This window comes from Aliiroseovarius halocynthiae (genome assembly GCF_007004645.1).
GTDB classification, from domain to species: Bacteria; Pseudomonadota; Alphaproteobacteria; order Rhodobacterales; family Rhodobacteraceae; genus Aliiroseovarius; species Aliiroseovarius halocynthiae.
In genome coordinates, this window is the sequence record NZ_ML660019.1 from 1457004 (window position 1) to 1475602 (window position 18599).

The 18599-nt window shown below is 56.5% G+C and carries 22 protein-coding genes and 1 tRNA gene; 9 read left to right on the plus strand and 14 right to left on the minus strand.

Annotated elements, in window-relative coordinates; all coding sequences use genetic code 11:
• Positions 1 to 115: 115 nt before the first annotated feature.
• From FIL88_RS07210 to pdxH, 4 genes are all read right to left on the minus strand, one after another.
• Positions 116 to 192, minus strand: a tRNA-Pro gene (locus FIL88_RS07210).
• Between the two features lie 71 nt (positions 193 to 263).
• Positions 264 to 761, minus strand: a complete 498-nt coding sequence (locus FIL88_RS07215) for a DUF192 domain-containing protein (RefSeq protein WP_142853082.1) — start codon at positions 759 to 761, stop codon at positions 264 to 266.
• The gene (locus tag FIL88_RS07220; protein WP_142853083.1) at positions 761 to 1306 is read right to left on the minus strand and encodes a cold-shock protein; all 546 of its coding nucleotides are present in this window, start codon (positions 1304 to 1306) and stop codon (positions 761 to 763) included. Before FIL88_RS07220 ends, FIL88_RS07215 begins: the two co-directional genes overlap by 1 nt.
• A gap of 112 nt (positions 1307 to 1418) precedes the next feature.
• Entirely contained in the window at positions 1419 to 2024 is a 606-nt protein-coding gene (gene pdxH / locus FIL88_RS07225) for a pyridoxamine 5'-phosphate oxidase (protein WP_142853084.1), read from the minus strand.
• 158 nt (positions 2025 to 2182) lie between these two features.
• Between pdxH and fabI the strand changes: the two genes are divergently transcribed.
• Positions 2183 to 3001: an enoyl-ACP reductase FabI gene (gene fabI, locus FIL88_RS07230; RefSeq protein ID WP_142853085.1), complete on the plus strand. Its 819-nt coding sequence runs from the start codon at positions 2183 to 2185 to the stop codon at positions 2999 to 3001.
• Between the two features lie 12 nt (positions 3002 to 3013).
• Positions 3014 to 3517 carry a xanthine phosphoribosyltransferase gene (gene gpt, locus FIL88_RS07235; protein ID WP_142853086.1) on the plus strand — a complete coding sequence of 168 codons (504 nt, stop codon included), beginning with the start codon at positions 3014 to 3016 and terminating at the stop codon, positions 3515 to 3517.
• Positions 3518 to 3584: 67 nt separating this feature from the next.
• Here the strand turns inward: gpt and FIL88_RS07240 are convergent, their stop codons facing one another.
• The 3 genes from FIL88_RS07240 to prfA all read right to left on the minus strand — a co-directional run bounded on the left by FIL88_RS07240 (position 3585) and on the right by prfA (position 6322).
• On the minus strand, positions 3585 to 4178 hold the full coding sequence (locus FIL88_RS07240) for a DUF4167 domain-containing protein (RefSeq protein WP_142853087.1): 594 nt from the start codon (positions 4176 to 4178) through the stop codon (positions 3585 to 3587).
• Between the two features lie 243 nt (positions 4179 to 4421).
• Entirely contained in the window at positions 4422 to 5270 is an 849-nt protein-coding gene (gene prmC / locus FIL88_RS07245; RefSeq protein WP_142853088.1) for a peptide chain release factor N(5)-glutamine methyltransferase, read from the minus strand.
• Positions 5267 to 6322 carry a peptide chain release factor 1 gene (prfA, locus tag FIL88_RS07250; protein ID WP_142853491.1) on the minus strand — a complete coding sequence of 352 codons (1056 nt, stop codon included), beginning with the start codon at positions 6320 to 6322 and terminating at the stop codon, positions 5267 to 5269. Before prfA ends, prmC begins: the two co-directional genes overlap by 4 nt.
• Positions 6323 to 6384: 62 nt before the next feature.
• Between prfA and FIL88_RS07255 the strand changes: the two genes are divergently transcribed.
• Positions 6385 to 6681, plus strand: coding sequence for a hypothetical protein (locus FIL88_RS07255; RefSeq protein WP_142853089.1), 297 nt, complete (start codon positions 6385 to 6387; stop codon positions 6679 to 6681).
• On the opposite strand, the gene FIL88_RS07260 is transcribed toward FIL88_RS07255, so the two are convergent.
• The 3 genes from FIL88_RS07260 to FIL88_RS07270 form a co-directional block, all read right to left on the minus strand.
• The gene (locus FIL88_RS07260; RefSeq protein ID WP_142853090.1) at positions 6613 to 7041 is read right to left on the minus strand and encodes a DUF1499 domain-containing protein; all 429 of its coding nucleotides are present in this window, start codon (positions 7039 to 7041) and stop codon (positions 6613 to 6615) included. The genes FIL88_RS07255 and FIL88_RS07260 overlap by 69 nt on opposite strands.
• A 45-nt stretch (positions 7042 to 7086) precedes the next feature.
• Positions 7087 to 8049, minus strand: coding sequence for an agmatinase (gene speB, locus FIL88_RS07265; protein WP_142853091.1), 963 nt, complete (start codon positions 8047 to 8049; stop codon positions 7087 to 7089).
• 67 nt (positions 8050 to 8116) lie between these two features.
• Positions 8117 to 9283 carry a M20 aminoacylase family protein gene (locus FIL88_RS07270; protein ID WP_142853092.1) on the minus strand — a complete coding sequence of 389 codons (1167 nt, stop codon included), beginning with the start codon at positions 9281 to 9283 and terminating at the stop codon, positions 8117 to 8119.
• A 50-nt stretch (positions 9284 to 9333) separates the two neighbouring features.
• Here FIL88_RS07270 and mazG point away from each other — a divergent pair, with 50 nt between their 5' ends.
• Positions 9334 to 10161, plus strand: a complete 828-nt coding sequence (gene mazG / locus FIL88_RS07275; protein WP_142853093.1) for a nucleoside triphosphate pyrophosphohydrolase — start codon at positions 9334 to 9336, stop codon at positions 10159 to 10161.
• 93 nt (positions 10162 to 10254) lie between these two features.
• Positions 10255 to 11271: a Fe(3+) ABC transporter substrate-binding protein gene (locus FIL88_RS07280; protein WP_142853094.1), complete on the plus strand. Its 1017-nt coding sequence runs from the start codon at positions 10255 to 10257 to the stop codon at positions 11269 to 11271.
• Between the two features lie 79 nt (positions 11272 to 11350).
• On the opposite strand, the gene FIL88_RS07285 is transcribed toward FIL88_RS07280, so the two are convergent.
• Together FIL88_RS07285 and uvrA are read right to left on the minus strand one after the other, a co-directional pair.
• The gene (locus FIL88_RS07285; protein WP_142853095.1) at positions 11351 to 11683 is read right to left on the minus strand and encodes an NUDIX domain-containing protein; all 333 of its coding nucleotides are present in this window, start codon (positions 11681 to 11683) and stop codon (positions 11351 to 11353) included.
• A gap of 84 nt (positions 11684 to 11767) precedes the next feature.
• Entirely contained in the window at positions 11768 to 14614 is a 2847-nt protein-coding gene (gene uvrA, locus FIL88_RS07290; RefSeq protein ID WP_142853096.1) for an excinuclease ABC subunit UvrA, read from the minus strand.
• A 211-nt stretch (positions 14615 to 14825) separates the two neighbouring features.
• Between uvrA and FIL88_RS07295 the strand changes: the two genes are divergently transcribed.
• The 4 genes from FIL88_RS07295 (at position 14826) to FIL88_RS07310 (ending at position 16430) form a co-directional block, all read left to right on the plus strand.
• Complete coding sequence (locus tag FIL88_RS07295; RefSeq protein ID WP_142853097.1) at positions 14826 to 15179, plus strand: rhodanese-like domain-containing protein; 354 nt, start codon at positions 14826 to 14828, stop codon at positions 15177 to 15179.
• Between the two features lie 105 nt (positions 15180 to 15284).
• Entirely contained in the window at positions 15285 to 15641 is a 357-nt protein-coding gene (locus tag FIL88_RS07300) for an ArsR/SmtB family transcription factor (RefSeq protein WP_246066637.1), read from the plus strand.
• Positions 15634 to 16062, plus strand: a complete 429-nt coding sequence (locus tag FIL88_RS07305; protein WP_142853098.1) for an SRPBCC family protein — start codon at positions 15634 to 15636, stop codon at positions 16060 to 16062. Before FIL88_RS07300 ends, FIL88_RS07305 begins: the two co-directional genes overlap by 8 nt.
• Positions 16059 to 16430: a DUF1761 domain-containing protein gene (locus FIL88_RS07310; protein ID WP_142853099.1), complete on the plus strand. Its 372-nt coding sequence runs from the start codon at positions 16059 to 16061 to the stop codon at positions 16428 to 16430. Before FIL88_RS07305 ends, FIL88_RS07310 begins: the two co-directional genes overlap by 4 nt.
• Before the next feature lie 50 nt (positions 16431 to 16480).
• Here FIL88_RS07310 and lpdA read toward each other — a convergent pair whose 3' ends face one another.
• Positions 16481 to 17875 (minus strand): dihydrolipoyl dehydrogenase, encoded by a 1395-nt coding sequence (lpdA, locus tag FIL88_RS07315; RefSeq protein WP_142853100.1) that lies wholly within the window; start codon positions 17873 to 17875, stop codon positions 16481 to 16483.
• 115 nt (positions 17876 to 17990) lie between these two features.
• Positions 17991 to 18575, minus strand: a complete 585-nt coding sequence (locus FIL88_RS07320; protein WP_142853101.1) for a DUF924 family protein — start codon at positions 18573 to 18575, stop codon at positions 17991 to 17993.
• Between the last annotated feature and the right edge of the window lie 24 nt (positions 18576 to 18599).

The following is an 18599-nucleotide window of genomic DNA, read 5'->3' on the forward strand; positions in this document are numbered from 1 at the left end:
CGACTCACATTTTGTGGACACACCTCAAACAGTTGGCAGATCGGGCAATCATGGCGCTCCGTATACTCCACGAACCCGTGGAAGCTTACAGCGCGATATTTATACAGGAGGAAAGTGGTCGGGACGGCAAGATTCGAACTTGCGACCCCCTGTACCCAAAACAGGTGCGCTACCAGACTGCGCTACGCCCCGAACGCCCCCTCCTTACCGATCTGTTCTGGCAATGAAAAGACCGAAACAGCACAAAATGTGCAGCTGGGAAATTAATCTGATACATTTCCGTCGCATGGCCACAGCGCGATAGACTGATCAAGTGATAAATGCTGCATTTCGCTGCCTTCCGAGATGCCAAGACGCTCGGCCATCCCACCGTTCACTTCCAGCACAGCGATCACCCCGCGCCCTCCGTCAATCGAAGTAAGATCATGCGGGACGGCGTTATGGTGGACTCGTGATATCGTCCCGTCCGATTGCACAAAAATCATGTCCAATGGAATCAGTGTATTTTTCATCCAAAAGCTGACTGGCTGTGCGATTTCAAACAGAAACAGCATCCCATGTGTCATGGGCATCTCTTCTCGGAACATCAACCCCTGCGCACGCTCTTGCGGATCATCAGCAACTTCGACACGAAAGGCCGCTTGCCCCCAAGGGCCGCGTAGGCTGACGCGATCCCGCGTACATTCTGCGGCAAGTACAGCCGATGAATTCACAAAAGCAGCCAGTCCGAGGGCGACAGCACCTGTAGACCGCGGGATCATCAGGCCTCTGATCCGCTTTCGACTGCAGCATCCCACGCATGTACAGACACGGCCATCCGACCTCGTTTGCCATCAGCCGCGCGAATGCTGATTGCTTCGCCCGGCTGAAGATCTGCCAAGCCCGAGCGACGAAGCACCTCGACATGCACAAAAATATCGGCTGAGCTGCCGAAGGCATTGGCAAAACCGAACCCTTTTGCCTTGTCGAACCACTTCACACGAGCTGGCTCCATTTCACCGATGCTATCAGGGTCAACCAAACCATCAGCGAGTTCTTCCAACTGCTGGACGCTCTCGCCTTCAGGGGGAGAAATCGACAGTACACTAACAGCCTGACGACCGCGATCTGTGGCTTGAACCATGATCTCGATGCTAGAACCATCAGCAACTGAACTTTGACCAAAGTTACGCAACACATTGGCATGCAACAGAATATCTGCTCCGCCTTCGTTCGAAACAACGAATCCAAACCCTTTACTCGGGTCGAACCACTTTACCTGACCATGTACAACATCTGAAACGCGAGCGTCGCCGATCTGCGCCATATCAACCTCTAGCAATTACCTACCCCGCTACACTATTGGTGTGTTTACTCGGGTGACGCAAGCCCCAACGCCCTGTATTTTTGGATAGGTATTTCTTGTAAGTAATTTATTTTCAAGGATTCAGGCGCGTTACCTGCCATGCTGAGCCATCTGCCTCGCGCGTCCACCGGAACCGATCATGCAGGCGGAAAGCGCCGTCTGCCCAGAACTCGATTTCGCTGGGTCGAAGCCGATATCCACCCCAAAACTCAGGGCGTTTCGGATACGCACCATGCTGTGTTGTTGCTCTCGCGACTTGCGCCATAAGGCTCGCGCGGGATGACAAAGGCTGGCTTTGTCGAGACGCCCACGCTCCTAACTTGCTTTTGAGCGACCGCGAAGCAAAGTACTCGTCCGCCAGCGCTCCGTCCTCCCGGGTCACGGTGCCTCGCACCCGAATCTGCCGGCGCAGAGATTTCCAATGCATGACAAAAGCGGCCTTTCCCACCTGCTCAATCTCTTGTGCCTTGATTGATCCATAATTCGTGTAGAAGACGAACGCATCATCCTCAATATCTTTCAACAACACCATCCGCGCGTTCGGCATTCCATCAGCATCGACCGTGGACAGCGCGATGGCATTGGGGTCGTTCAACTCCGATTTCTCTGCCTCGGCCAACCAATTGCGGGCAATGGCAAACGGGTCTTCGCCTTCAAATATTCCGTCACGTTCAGGCATTTGTATTCCTTTTCACTCGGACCATAATCGCATTAGCACCCAAAATAGGTGGGCCAAATCCCGCCCTTTCACAAGCACATAGCGCCATGCCGGACTTGAAGACGTACCGTCAATCGCATAAACGGTCTTAACGCAGTATCGCGGGACGAGGAATATTTATGTCGACCGAATTGATGAAGGGAAAGCGCGGCCTGATTATGGGTCTCGCGAATGATAAATCCATTGCATGGGGAATTGCGAAAGCCTGCGCCGAAGCCGGGGCCGAGCTTGCATTCTCTTATCAGGGTGAGGCGCTGAAGAAGCGCGTGGTGCCTTTGGCCGATCAGCTTGGGTCTGACCTTGTGCTGGAATGTGATGTGTCTGATCAGGGGTCGATCGACACCCTGTTTGCCGAGCTGGAAAAAACATGGGGCAAACTGGACTTCATCGTTCATGCCATCGGTTTCTCGGACAAAAACGAGCTTCGTGGCCGTTACGTCGACACCAGCCCCGAGAATTTCCGCATGACCATGGACATTTCGGTTTACAGCTTCACCGCTGTGGCGCGCCGCGCAGCCGATCTTATGTCCGATGGTGGCTCGATGCTGACGCTGACATATTACGGGGCCGAACAGGTAATGCCGCATTATAACGTCATGGGCGTTGCGAAGGCTGCTCTTGAAGCTTCCGTGCGCTATCTGGCCGAGGATCTGGGCAAAGACGGCATCCGCGTCAACTCGATCTCGGCTGGCCCGATCAAGACATTGGCTGCGTCGGGTATCGGAGATTTCCGCTATATCCTGAAGTGGAACGAGCTGAACTCGCCCCTGCGTCGCAATGTATCCACCACAGATGTCGGCAATTCTGCTTTGTATCTGCTGTCGGATCTGGGATCTGGTGTAACCGGCGAGACCCATCACGTTGATGCGGGATATCACGTGGTTGGTATGAAAGCCGTCGACGCCCCCGACATCGACGTGACCACCGGCCGCAAGTAAGGAGCGCATGCCATGAGCGATCGTCTTCCGCATGAAAAAGGCTTTCACATCAGCTGGGATCAAATTCATCGTGACAGCCGTGCGCTGGCTTGGCGTCTGGACGGACAGGGGCCGGATGACGGCGCATGGCGCGCGATTGTCGCAATTACCCGCGGTGGCATGGCCCCGGCGATGATCGTGAGCCGCGAATTGGATGTCCGCACCGTCGATACGATTTCGGTTCGATCCTATCACCATCAGTCGCAAGGCGAAGCCGAAGTGCTGAAAGCACCTGACGCGACGATTATGGGCGATGGCGAGGGTATTCTGATTATCGACGATCTGGTCGATAGCGGCAAAACGCTTGAACTGGTACGTGATATGTATCCCAAAGCGCATTTCGCCACGGTCTATGCCAAGCCGAAAGGCCGCCCGCAGGTGGATACGTTTATTACGGAAGTTAGCCAAGACACGTGGATCTTCTTCCCTTGGGATATGGCCCTTCAATATGTCGAGCCTTATCGCGGAACGGACTAAACGCTTCCCATAGAAACCAAAAAGCCCCGGCAGTGCCGGGGCTTTTTGGTTTCCACTGTCAGGCCACTTATTCAGCAGCCTCCCCCGAAGGGTCAGAAGCCTCGGCCACAGGAGCTGGCGCAGCATCTGTCGAGGCTGCATCATCTTTGCGAGCTGCAGGTTTGCGCGGCTTTCGTGCACGCGAGGGCTGTCGACGTGGCTTGCTTTCCGGCGTCTCGACCAATCCATTGTCACTTGTTTCAGCCACTTCAGGCTGAGGGGCCTGCCCCAGATCGGGCTGATCGCCTTCACCCGGCACGGATTGCTCTGGTGTGGGATTGGCCGATGCATCAGCCCGGTCGGCACGTGCGCCCTTGTCACGTTGCTGGCGCTCGCGATTTTGCTGATCAGCCTGCTGGCGGCGTGTTTCAATTTCGCGCTGAGCTTCGCCCAGAAGACGGGTGTAATGCTCGGCATGTTGCTGGAAATTCTCTCCGGCCACACGGTCGTTCGACAGGAACGCATCGCGGGTCAGCTGGTTATATTTGTCGATAATCTGCTGCGGCGTCCCGCGCACCTTACCCTCGGGGCCCGAGCTGTCAAAAACTCGGTTGATAATGTTTCCCGGGTTGTTCCGGTTGCGGTTCGACTTGTTGCGCGAACGTGATTTCGACGATCTCATATAATGTATCCGATTTCAGCACAGTCTTGCGGCGCGTGCCGCGCTGTTGTCTCGGTCATTGGCTGCTTCACAGCCGGATGATCCGATTTTTAGGGCTTGCTCTCAGCGGCGGTCCGTTGGGACTGCAGCGCTGATACCCTTGCTAACCATGTGGCTGGACAAAACACAAGCCTTATGTGGAAACTTTGCCAGATTTGGCAATGTTTTGCATCATAACCTGTGGTCAATGACACAGCCTAAAGGTTACGGACCCGAAAACCCCGCAGCGGCGACAACGCGATCTTTTCCCGCGAGATCCTGATGAACACTGACATCCCGAAAGCCTGCGCTGCGGCAAAGTTCGGACACAGCCTGACCTTGCAGGTATCCAATCTCAAGCAACAACCGCCCGCCCTGCACCAAGTGATCTGGCGCGTTTCGGGCAATTTGCCGATACGCATCCAACCCATCCCCGCCCGGCGTCAGCGCCATATGCGGCTCCCACTCGCGGACTTCAGGGGAAAGATCACCCATCTCATCTTGGGTGATGTAAGGCGGATTTGATACAATCAGATCAAACTGCGCCTCATCGCCAAGCGGGCCAAACCAGCTGCCAGTGTGAAACACGACACGATCCTGAACGCCAAGCTGCATTGCGTTGCGTTTTGCGACGGATACGGCCTTGTCTGACACGTCCACCCCCTGCCCAACTGCCCCAGGGCATTCAGCCAGCAAAGACAATAGGATACAGCCAGACCCTGTCCCAAGATCCAAAACTGATCGAAATGGCCCAGACAAAGCCAGATCGACCAGAAGCTCGGTATCTGGGCGCGGGTCCAGCACGTCGGGGGTCACAATGAATTCCCGCCCATAGAAAGCGCGCTGACCGACGATTTGAGCGACGGGCTGGCGATTGAGGCGGGCCTCGATGGCCCGCTCGAACGCACATGTCTGATCCGCGGTAACATCGTCATGCAGCACCATTGTCAGGCGGCTGCGATCCACATCCAGCGCATGGGCCAACAATATGCGCGCGTCGCGGGCCGGATCTTCAATCCCCGCCTGCCGTAATCGCGGCACAGCACCGGCCAGCAGCACGGACCCCGTCGTCACGCGTCCAGATCCGCAAGTTGCGCTGCTTGGGCTTCTGCAGTCAGGGCGTCCACAATCTCGTCCAGATCGCCATTCATGACCTGATCCAACTTATAAAGCGTCAGATTGATACGGTGATCCGTCATCCGGCCTTGGGGGAAGTTATAAGTGCGGATCCGCTCGGAACGATCCCCAGACCCAACCTGAGACTTCCTGTCCGCCGCACGTTCGCTGTCGACCCGTTGACGTTCCAGATCATACAGCCGCGCCTTCAAAACCTGCATCGCAATCTCGCGGTTGCGGTGCTGAGACTTCTCGGAACTGACCACCATGATCCCCGTGGGCAGGTGGGTGATGCGCACAGCCGAATCTGTCGTGTTCACGTGCTGACCGCCTGACCCAGACGCGCGCATTGTGTCGATCCGCAAGTCACCGGGCGCGATCTGAATGTCGACATCCTCGGCCTCGGGCAGCACAGCAACGGTGGCAGCCGAGGTATGGATCCGCCCGCCGCTTTCCGTTTCCGGCACGCGCTGAACGCGGTGCACGCCGCTTTCGTACTTCAGTCGCGCAAAGACGCCCTCGCCCTTCACATGGGCCGTCACGTCCTTGACGCCGCCAAGCTCGGACAGATTTTGTTCGACGATATCAAAGCTCCAACCGCGAGCTTCGGCATAGCGTTGATACATCCGCAGCAGGTCACCGGCGAACAAAGCTGCCTCGTCCCCGCCCGTGCCGGGGCGGATTTCGATCATTGCCGGGCGCGCATCTGCCGCGTCTTTGGGCAACAGGGCCAGCCGCATGGATTGCTCTATCTCGGGCAGACGCAGGCGCAGATCAGGCAGTTCTTCCTCGGCCAGCTCCCGCATATCTGGGTCGTCCATCATCGCCTCAGCCTCGGCGATATCATCAAGAAGCCGCTGATAGAGGGCGATTTCATCCACCACCGGCTTCAGCTCGGCATATTCGCGTCCAAGTGCGGCAATCTCGTCCCCTGACAGACCTTCGGCCATGCGGGCTTCGAGATACTGAAAGCGCTCGGTGATCGCGTTGAGTTTTTCCATAGGAACCATGGGGATGGTGTCCATCATTCCGTGGATTTGGTCAAGAGGCGCAGGCGTGTTAGACTGACCATATGACGTATCGTATCGCGCTTGCTTGTCTTCTGATTGCCGCGCCGGTCCATGCCGATGTGACCGGGCCGGGCGGTAAGGTGATCGACTGTTATTGCACCGACAGCACAGGTGGCCGGGTCGAGCTGGGTCAGTCGATCTGCCTGTATGTCAACGGTCGCGCCTTTACCGCACGCTGCGAGATGAGCCTGAACGTCCCAATGTGGCGTGAGACCGGCGATGGCTGTGTCTCAGCGCAAGGAACCCCGCAGCGCTTTATCCCACTGCCCAACACGCACCCCGTTGACCCCAAGATCTGACTTTCCGATCACAAGATGTGCATAGATATGCAGATTACCATCTGCCTGCCAGATCCGCGTGACATCGGGAAAGCCGAAACCGCGCGAGCGGGTCACGAAGCTATGGCCATGGTTGGTGGCGACCTCGGTGGTGCGGGGCGTTTGGCGCACGATGTCCAGAAGACGTGCAAGCGCATCTTCAGAAAGCTCGGACAGAGGTATCACATATTTCACACCGCCGCGAAGCGTGTGGACGCCTGGCTCCATCGGGCCGGGCTGATCAGAGAACCGCGCTGGTTCAAGGGGTCTTAGGCGGGCATAGATCGCAAGCAAGGCCGCCAAAACCGCCATTGCCGCAAATATCCAGATGGTAAGTTTCATAAACGGGCCTTTTCAACTGTCATAGAAAGCCCGCTAATGCGCGCCTTAACCACGCCTGTTATACGCCCAGAGGTTCAGGATCTCCATCGCCACATGCGCACCCGCAATCGCGGTTGCTCCGGTGGTATCGAATGGGGGCGAGACCTCGACCACATCCCCGCCGATCACATTAATCCCCGCAAGATCGCGCAGCATGATTGATGCCTGCGCAGACGTCAGCCCGCCCCAGACCGGGGTGCCGGTTCCCGGCGCAAAGGCAGGATCCAGCGCATCAATATCGAAGGTCAGATAGGTCTTGTTGTCGCCCAGAATGGATTTGATCTTGTCCACCACCGCTTTGGGGCCGGCTTCATGCACTTCACGGGCGTCAATGATGTTAACACCCAGCGTGTCTTCGTTCGTGGTGCGGATCCCGACCTGAACCGAGCGTGCGGGATCAATCAGCCCCTCTTTCACCGCTTTATAGAACATAGTGCCATGATCCACGCGGGTCATGTCATCATCTGGCCACGTGTCTGTATGCGCATCGAATTGCAACAAGCTGAGCGGCCCGTGTTTCTTCACATGCGCACGCAAAATCGGGAAGGTGATATAGTGATCCCCGCCCAGCGTCAGACAGGCGGCATCCTGATCAAGGATCGACGAAATATGCGCCTCAAGCGTCGCAGGGAACTGGTCGATATGGGCATAATCGAATGCCAGATCACCATAGTCTGCGATAGCAAATTCCGACAGTACGTCGAAATCCCAGCCATAGGCCGGATCCGGGGATTGCAGGCTTGATGCTTCGCGAATGGCACGGGGGCCAAGGCGGGTTCCGGGCCGATTGGTCACGGCTTGATCAAATGGAACGCCCGTTACCGCGATGTCTACGTTGCTCAGGTCCTTCGCGTAGGAACGGCGCAGAAACGATGTCACTCCCCCAAAGGTATTTTCAAAGGAAAGCCCTTTAAATCCGTCGCGTGTGATCGCGGTATCCACCTGCTTCGCGGCGTCTTCCAATGCCATGACAATCCTCCTTATTGCCTAGGGTGACTAGCATATAAGCGCCGCGCACTCCAGGTATTTGATCATATTATTGAGTGGCGGGATTCAACCGCTCGATCAGTCGTGCGAAGAAACTGGCGCCATAGGCTGAAACCTCGTCATTGAAGTCATATTCTGGGTGATGGACATAAGGTCCGTCGCCCTGCCCCAAGAACAGATAAGCCCCGGGACGCTCATCCAGCATATAGGCGAAATCCTCGGCGCCCATGGACACACCACCGTTCCCATCCACCCGGCTTTCGCCCGACAGATCCCGCGCAACCTCAAGCGCCACCTCGGTCTGATCGGGATGGTTCACAGTGGCAGGATATCCGCGATCATAGATGATCTCGGCGGAGACATCGAAGGCAGCAGCCAGCCCGCCAATAACCTCGCGCGTTCGCTTTTCGGCCATGTCCCGAACTTCTGGCGTAAAGCTGCGAATGGTCGCCTCAAGCCAAGCGGTTTCAGGGATCACATTGTCGACCGTACCACCATGAACCTGCGTTACGGAAATCACCAACTGTTCCATCGGGGGAAGATTACGGCTGACAATGCTTTGCAGGGCCTGCGCCATAGACACAAGCGCCATGATCGGGTCTTTGCATTCATCCGGGTGTGCACCATGACCACCAACGCCGGTAACGTTGACACGCAACGTGTCCACGGCAGCCATAAGCGGCCCCGGCGAGGTAATAAAGCTGCCAAGTTCCACGCCCGGCAGGTTGTGAAGCCCATAGACCTCTTTGATATCAAAGCGATCCATCATGCCCTCGTCACACATGTGCTTGGCGCCGCCGAAATTTTCTTCAGCCGGTTGGAAAATCAGCGCAACACGTCCCCTAAAGTTCCGCGTTTCCGCCAAATAGCGCGCCGCACCTAGAAGCATCGTGGTATGCCCATCATGGCCACAGGCGTGCATAAGCCCCTGATTCTGCGAAGCATAGTCAAGCCCGGTCATCTCATCCATCGGCAAGGCATCCATGTCTGCGCGCAAGCCAATGGTCGGCCCGTCGCCCTGCCCGTTTATGATCGCAACGACGCCCGAAACCCCGATCTTCTCGTGAATTTCATCTACGCCAAATTCCCGCAGGCGGTCGCACACAAAGGCGGCGGTCTGGTGACATTCCAGCCCAAACTCGGGGTTCTGGTGCAACGTGCGGCGCCAGCCCTTCATATCTTCGTCAAAATCAGCGATACGGTTGATAACTGCCATGGGCCCCTCCAGCTTTGGGGCGAAGGTTTCCTGAATACGGGGCAAATGCAATGACCAAATCGTCCGACCAGCTTGTACATGACCCAAAAGGCGGCATGGACCGCCTGCGCGAAATCATGCGTCGGCTGCGCGATCCAGAAACGGGCTGTCCGTGGGATATCGAGCAAGAGTTTCGGACCATCGCACCCTACACGATCGAAGAGGCCTATGAGGTCGCGGATGCGATCGAACGCGAGGCATGGGACGAATTGAAAGGCGAACTGGGCGATCTTCTGTTTCAATCCGTCTTTCACGCGCAAATGGCCGAAGAAAAAGGACTGTTCAGCTTTGACGACGTGGCCAACACCATGTCCGACAAGATGGTCGCGCGTCACCCGCATGTGTTCGGCGGCGAGAACCGCGATAAATCCGCTGAACAGCAGACCCGCGATTGGGAAACCATTAAAGCGGCTGAACGGGCCGCGAAGGCCCAACAGGGCGTCTTAGACGGTGTGGCTATTGGCCTGCCCGCCCTTCTGCGCGCCGTGAAACTGCAAAAACGCGCTGCACGCGTTGGGTTTGACTGGCCAGAAATTGGCATGGTCTTAGATAAATTGACCGAAGAAGCGCAAGAAGTCGCCGAAGCCCGCGACACGTTGGGCCATGAAGAACTTAAGGAAGAGGTCGGCGATTTGCTGTTCGTCGTCGCCAATCTGGCACGACATCTGGACGTCGAACCCGAGGAAGCCCTGCGCGCTGCAAATACCAAATTTGAACGCCGTTTCAAGGGGATAGAGCGCCGCCTTGCCGCGCATGGGCGAGCACCAGAACAGTCCACGCTCGACGAAATGGATGCTTTGTGGGAGGCCGAAAAGGCCGATGAACGGTCCCAAAAGTAAGTGCGACATTTTCTCTGATTGTTTCAATCAGGTATTGACCCTAGTAAATGACTCGGATTTAAGCACTTCATCAAATCTAAGGAGACCCGCGAGATGAAATATATTCGTACGCTGGCATTGGCCCTCACTTCTGCCACTGCTCTCACTCCCGCCGCAGCAAGCGCCGACGAAGTGAACGTTTATTCCTATCGCCAACCCGAGCTGATCCAGCCGCTTGTGGACGCATTTCAAGATGAAACCGGCATCACAGTTAACGTCGCCTTCCTAAAAAAAGGTATGATCGAACGTCTACAGGCCGAAGGCACCCGCAGCCCGGCAGACCTGATCTTCACCGTCGACATTTCGCGTCTTGCCGGAGTGGTTGACGCTGGCCTGACACAACCGGTGCAATCGGAGGCGCTGGAAGCCAACATCCCCGCCACCTATCGCGACCCGGCAGACCAATGGTTTGGCCTGACCACCCGCGCGCGCATCGTATACGCTTCGAAAGCGCGCGTGGCCGATGGCGAAGTAACCACTTACGAGGATCTGGCCGACCCAAAATGGAAAGGCCGCATCTGCACCCGTTCGGGAACTCACGCCTATACGCTGGCGCTGGTCTCGGCCCATCTGGCACACCACGGCGCGGAAGAAACCAAGACCTGGCTGGAAGGCGTGAAAGCCAACCTCGCCCGCAAACCGCAGGGCAACGACCGTGCGCAGGTCAAGGCGATCTGGGCCGGCGAATGTGATATCGCGGTCGGCAACACCTATTACATGGGCAAAATGCTGGCCGATGAAGAACAAAAAGCCTGGGCAGACAGTGTAAACGTCGTCTTCCCGGTTTTCGAAGGTGCCGGCACCCACGTGAACGTCTCGGGTATGGCGCTGGCCAAGAATGCGCCGAACAAAGACAACGCCATTAAATTGATGGAATACCTTGCGTCCCCGGCTGCACAGGAAATCTATGCCTCGCAGAACTACGAATATCCGATAGCACCGGGCACCGAAGCTGATCCGCTGGTGCAAAGCTGGGGCAGCTTCACGGCGGATGGCCTGAACCTGATGGACGTAGCCGGTCACCGCGCCGATGCTCTGAAGCTGGTTCAGGACGTCGACTTCGACGGCTAAACGTCACCCTACCAAACAGAAAACGCCCGGCAATGCCCGGGCGTTTTTCGTTATGTGATCAATTTATTGAAGCGCGAAGCTAAACGGCTTGGCGCAACATATCCCCCACCCCCGGGCACAAATCGAGCCGCGATTGGAAAATATCGTCAAACGATACAAAACGCGCTTCAAGCGCATCATCAGCCGCCAAAGGTTCCTCGCCAACATAGTCGCACAAAACACCCAACAATAGGAAATGATGCTCAGGCAGTTGATCCTTCGTGACATCCAAAGGGCGAAAAGCTTCCTGAACATCGACCAGCGGACCGGGTATTGCGGTGATCCCGGTCTCTTCCAACAATTCACGACAAGCACCCTGCCCCAGCGTCTCGCCAAACTCCAATCGGCCGCCGGGCCCCCCAAAGCCCTGCATCGGGCGGATTCTTGCGTCGCACCAAGACTGTCTGACCTTCGCGCAACACGATTGCCAACACAGCGACGGTTGGTTGTCTGATCGTCACAGCATGTCTTTCAGATAATGGCCCGTATGGCTTTCGGATACCTTTGAAACCTGTTCAGGCGTTCCTTTGGCAACGATCTGCCCTCCGCCATCGCCACCTTCAGGTCCGATATCAATGATGTGATCGGCGGTTTTCACGACGTCCAGATTGTGCTCAATCACAACGACAGAATTACCTTGATCGACCAGTTCATGCAGCACTTCCAAAAGCTTACGCACATCCTCAAAATGCAAACCCGTTGTTGGTTCGTCCAGAATATAGAGGGTTCGGCCGGTTGATCGCTTCGATAGCTCTTTGGACAACTTCACGCGCTGCGCTTCGCCACCTGACAGCGTGGTCGCCTGTTGGCCCACCTTGATATAGCCCAACCCAACACGCATTAGCGCGTCCATTTTGTCGCGAATGGATGGCACCGCCTGGAAGAACTCCTGCGCGTCTTCCACGGTCATATCCAGCACGTCTGCGATGGATTTTCCCTTGAACTGCACCTCAAGCGTTTCGCGGTTATAGCGCGCACCTTTGCAGGTTTCACATTGCACATAGACATCCGGCAGGAAGTGCATCTCAATCTTGATGACCCCATCGCCCTGACAGGCCTCGCAGCGACCGCCCTTCACATTGAAACTAAACCGGCCCGGCTTATAACCGCGGGTCTTTGCTTCGGGCAGCCCCGCGAACCATTCACGGATCGGAGTAAACGCCCCGGTATAGGTCGCCGGGTTCGAGCGTGGCGTGCGCCCAATCGGGCGCTGGTCGATGTCGATCACCTTGTCCAGATGCTCCAACCCCTTGATGGTCTCGCAAGGTGCGGGCGTCTGGCGCGCACCGTTCAGCCGCATCGAGGCCGTCTTGAACAGCGTTTCGATCGTCAGCGTGGATTTCCCCCCACCCGAAACGCCAGTCACACAGACAAACTTGCCCAGTGGAAAGTCGGCCGTCACGTTCTGCAGGTTGTTGCCCGTGGCCTTCTTCACCGTGATCTTCTTACCATTCCCCTTGCGACGCTTCGCAGGAACAGCGATTTCACGCACGCCGGTAAGATACTGACCTGTAATAGAATTCTTATTTTCAGCAATATCCTTCGGCGTGCCCTGAGCGATGATTTCGCCGCCATGCACACCCGCACCAGGACCGATATCCAGGACGAAATCGGCCTCGCGAATGGCCTCTTCGTCATGTTCAACCACAATCACGGTATTGCCTTGGTCGCGAAGATTTTTCAGCGTGGTCAGGAGTCTGTCATTGTCGCGCTGATGCAGCCCGATCGAAGGTTCGTCCAACACATAGAGCACGCCCGTCAGGCCCGATCCGATCTGGCTGGCCAGACGAATCCGCTGACTTTCTCCGCCCGACAACGTGCCCGAATTCCGGCTGAGGGTCAGGTATTCAAGCCCCACATTGTTCAGGAAGCCAAGGCGCTCGCGGATCTCTTTCAGGATCGCGCGGGCGATTTCGTTCTTCTGCGCGGTCAAGTGGTTGGGCGCGTCTTCTACCCACGCCAAAGCCTCGCGGATGGACATTTCCACCACCTGCCCGACGTGCAAAAGCCCATCACCAGATCCGATCTTAACCGCCAGCGCTTCGTCCCGCAGGCGATACCCACCGCATGCACCACAGGGGCGGTTGTTCTGATAGCGCTCGAATTCTTCACGCACCCAGTTCGAATCCGTTTCGCGATAGCGGCGTTCCATATTTGGGATCACACCCTCAAAAGGACGCGTGACTTCGTAAACACGGCCGCCTTCATCAAAGCGGAACTTGATCACTTCCTCACCCGATCCATACAGGAACAGCTGCTGCACATGGGCGGGCAGGTCTTTCCACGGGGTGTTCTTGTCAAACTCGTAATGTTTCGCAATCGATTCAATCGTTTGCAGAAAATACGGTGACTTTCCCTTCCGCCATGGGGCAAGGGCACCATCATAGACTTTCAGCGTCGCATCCGGCACCACCAAACGTTCGTCAAAGAACAGCTCTTTGCCCAAACCGTCACAATCCGGGCAGGCCCCGAAGGGCGCGTTGAACGAGAAGAGGCGCGGTTCGATTTCGGGGATCGTGAAGCCTGATTCCGGACAGGCGAAGTTTTCCGAGAAGGTGATGATCTCGGGGTCCCCTTCTTTCGGCGCAGTTTCAAACAACGCAATCCCATCCGCCAGATCCAGCGCGGTGCGGAAACTGTCGGCCAACCGCTGCTCCATCCCCTCACGAACCACAACACGGTCGACCACCACGTCGATATTATGGCGGAACTTCTTGTCCAACGTGGGCGGCTGGTCCAGCTCATACATCTCGCCGTTCACTTTGACGCGCTGGAAGCCCTTCTTTTGAAGCTCTTGAAATTCCTTGCGATATTCACCCTTTCGGTCGCGCACGATGGGCGCCAGAAGATAGGCGCGGGTGCCCTCTTCCATCGCCATGACGCGGTCCACCATGTCTTGGACCTGCTGGGCTTCGATGGGCTTGCCAGTGGCAGGCGAATAAGGCGTCCCCGCACGCGCAAAGAGAAGACGCAGATAGTCGTAAATCTCGGTCACCGTACCGACGGTTGAACGCGGGTTTTTTGACGTGGTTTTCTGTTCGATGGAGATCGCCGGAGACAGGCCAGCGATGTGATCAACATCGGGTTTCTCCATCATATCAAGGAATTGGCGCGCATAGGCGGACAGGCTTTCCACATAGCGCCGCTGCCCTTCCGCATAAATCGTGTCAAATGCCAAAGACGACTTGCCGGACCCGGACAGACCGGTGATCACCACCAGCTGATCGCGCGGAATATCCACATCGACGGATTTCAGATTATGCTCGCGCGCACCGCGCACCTGGATTTCTTTCAGCTCGGCCATTCTGACCCCCAATTCCTGTATGCATAACCGTTAGGGCAAAGAAAAAGCAGGCACAATGGAAAAGTTAGAACATTAAGGGAACAATCCGCCAGATCCTGACACTTGAAAATACACATTCATCATTTTGAATATTATTGCTGGGACTGTATTGATCTACCAACGACATGCATTATATCCAGCGTAAGGCGCGACAAGAGCGAAAGGATGTATCATGTTTGGATTTTTGATGGGCGGGTCGAAAATGGACCCGAAAGAGGCCGTCGCCAAAGTCAATGCAGGCGAGATAACTCTGATCGACGTGCGTGATCATGGCGAGGTACAGATGACCGGGAAAGCAAAAGGGGCCCTTGTGGTGCCCCTGTCAGTCATGCCGCTCCAATGCGATCCAAAAGGTCCAGATTTCAACGCTGACATCGACATGTCAAAACCCGTGGCACTGTATTGCGCATCGGGGGCACGGTCGGCGCAGGGCGCGCAGGTCCTAAAGCGGCTGGGGTTTGAAGAAGTGTACAACATCGGCGGATTGGGCCACTGGCATAAGGCCGGCGGCGAGGTCGTTCGGTAGCCCCCCCTTCTTTCTGAGGACACAATAACCGCGCCGGTCTGATCGAGCGCGGTTTTTCTTTGTCAATCCATCATTCACCCAAACGGTTGACTGACTTGCCGCCTCATGTTATTCACCCATATGGTTGAACGACAAGAAGCTGATCGACTCGCCGCGATTTTAAAGGCGTCTTCTGATCCCTCACGCCGCTCCATCCTGACGCTTCTTGCGCAGGAAGGGCCGTTGAGGATTACAGATATTGCCGCGCGTTATGACATCAGCCTCAACTCTGTTTCTAAGCATATTAAAGTGCTTGAAGCTGCAGGGCTGGTGACACGACGCACTGAATGGCGCGAACATCTGATCGAAATTCAGATGGAGCCACTTTCACTTGTTGATCAATGGTTTAACGAACTCCGGTCGATCTGGGCGCTGCGCCTGGACGCCCTTGAAGCTGCCTTGAAGGAGGACGACAATGACTGAGCTTTCCCTTGAAATCACCCGCCACATCCCGCACCCGCCCGAGCGCGTGTTTGACGCGTGGCTGGACCCGAAGATGCTGGCGAAATTTATGATCCCCGGCCCCGACATGACGGTACCCGAGGTCAGCTCGGACGCCACGGTCGGCGGCCGTTTCCGCATCGTAATGCGCGCGCCAGAAGCAGGTGATCTGCCACATGAAGGCGAATATCGGGTGATTGATCGCGCCAACCGCCTGCAGTTTACATGGGAATCGCCCTACAGCACGTCCGAGGATTCTCTGGTCACACTGGATCTGACACCAAAAGATGGCGGCACGGATCTGACGCTGCATCACATGCGCTTCGAGACGGAAGAGCTGCGCGACAATCACCAACAGGGTTGGGGCACGATCCTGACCTCGCTTGAGGGGGCGTTGGCATGATCAACTGGCTGGCGTTTGGCAGCGGCGTGATTGCCGCATTCGTATTGGGCTTTGTGATCTACGGTCCTTTTCTTGGGCTACAACGCCGCTGGGCCGAAGGCACGCGGATCAGCCCTGAGCCACCTGAGAAGCTGCCCGCGGGGCCCATGCTTGCCCAGATCATCGCGCTATCACTGCTGGCACTGGTGATCGCGATCACGGAAACCACAGGCGCTTTGGGGGCCGCAATGGTTGCCATTCTAGCTGTCGCCGCACAGACTGCTTCTGTTGGGGCGTGGGCAAAGAAATCTGGCTTCGCGATTGGCGTCGATGTGGGTTATGCGCTGCTATCTGGCGCTGTGATGATCATCGCGCACGCAGCACTTTAACGCAGAAGGCCGGGCGATTGACCCGGCCTTTTGTTTGATTTCTCTATGCCTTAGATGTGAATGACACGGTCATAAGCGTCCAACACCGCCTCGTGCATGCTTTCGGAAATCGTCGGGTGCGGGAAGACGGTGTGCATCAGCTCTTCTTCCGTGGTTTCCAGCGTTTTTCCAACCACATAGCCTTGGATCATCTCGGTCACTTCCGGGCCAACCATATGGGCGCCCAAGAGTTCGCCGGTCTTGGCGTCGAAGATGGTTTTGATCATGCCCTCGGGGTCCCCCATAGCGATGGCTTTGCCATTGCCGATGAAGGGGAAGCGGCCGACTTTGATGTCAAAGCCCTGCTCTTTCGCTTTCGCCTCTGACAGACCCACACTTGCCACCTGCGGGTGGCAATAGGTGCATCCGGGAATGCTTTCAGGTTTCACAGGATGGGCGTGCAGACCGGCGATCAGCTCGGCCACCATCACGCCTTCATGGCTGGCTTTGTGGGCAAGCCACGGGGCACCGGCGATATCACCAATCGCATAGAGGCCATCCACACCCGTACGGCAATGCGCGTCGGTCACGACATGGGTGCGGTCAATCTTCACGCCAAGCGCTTCCAAACCCAGACCTTCCACATTTCCAACGATACCAACGGCGGAAATCACCGTGTCGAACTCTTGCTTTTCGACCTTGCCACCCACTTCGATATGAGCGGTGACTTTACCCTTTGCACGGTCCAGCTGCTTGACCATGGCTTTCTCCATGATCTTCATGCCTTGCTTGACGAAGGACTTCTTCGCGAAGGCCGAAATCTCGGCGTCCTCTACCGGCAGGACGCGATCCATCACCTCGACCACTGTGGTATCAGCGCCCAACGTGTTGAAGAAGCTTGCGAATTCAATCCCGATGGCACCCGAACCAATCACCAGCAGCTTCTTCGGCATGCGGGGTGGGTTCAGCGCGTGTTTGTAGGTCCAGACCAGATCGCCGTCAGCTTCCAGGCCCGGCAACTCACGTGCACGCGCGCCGGTTGCCAGTACGATGTTCTTCGCCGTCAGATCTTCCGTGCCCTTGTCCGTTTTGACCGAGACCTTACCCTTTGCCGGGATCGTCGCCTCGCCCATGAAAACGGTGACTTTGTTTTTCTTCATCAGGTGGCCGATACCGCCCGACAACTGCGCCGCAACGCCGCGCGAGCGCTTCACGATCGCGGGCAGATCATAATCGATCTTACCTGCCGACAGGCCGAACTCTTTGGCGCGATGCATCAGGTGGAACACCTCGGCCGAACGCAAAAGCGCTTTGGTTGGGATACAGCCCCAGTTCAGGCAGATACCGCCCAAATGCTCGCGTTCGATAATGGCCACTTTCTGGCCCAGCTGCGCCGCCCGAATGGCTGCCACATAGCCGCCCGGCCCGGCGCCGATCACGATCGTATCATAGGTCTGTCCTGCCATGGGTGGCTCCTCCTCATCCAAAAAGTAGTTTGGCATTAAACTATTTTGTTCAACGGATCAATTACCTCAGCGAAACCCTGCTAGTCGCTCAGCGAAACCCGTTGAAAATATCGTACTATGCATCATTCTTCTGCATCTTTTCACGTATGCTTGCATAGCCACCGCCCTGGATAAACGCGATTTCTTCGGCGCTGCTTTGCCGTTCCAACACATCGTTGCGATACGGGAAGCGACCAAACTTGCGGATGATTTCGCGGTGGACACGGGCGTGAAGCGTATCCCCTGCCCCACGTGGGTCAGACATGCGATCTTGCATCAATTCGATACACCGGTCCTGCATCGCCATCTCTTCGCTGTGCATGAAGGGCATGTAAAAGAACTGCCGCGTTGGCAGATCTATTTGCAGGTCCAGATCTGCGGCAATGGCTTTTTCAGCGCAGGCCAAAGCGGCGGCATCCGTCGCGAAGGATCGCGCATCCCCCCGAAACATATTACGCGGAAACTGATCGGTCAGGATCAGGAACCCAAGTGCGCCTTCTGCAGTGTCTTGCCAGTGATCACGCTGGCCTGCGCGGGCGGCTTCCCAATCCGCCAGAAACCTGTTGCGGATCGTGCCATCCAGATCGTCGGAACCGTTATACCAGCCTTCGGGCCCGGTCTCGTCGACCCAGAAGTGGATGATTTCTTGTGTTGTGGGCATTGCATCCTCCCTGTCCCACCACCC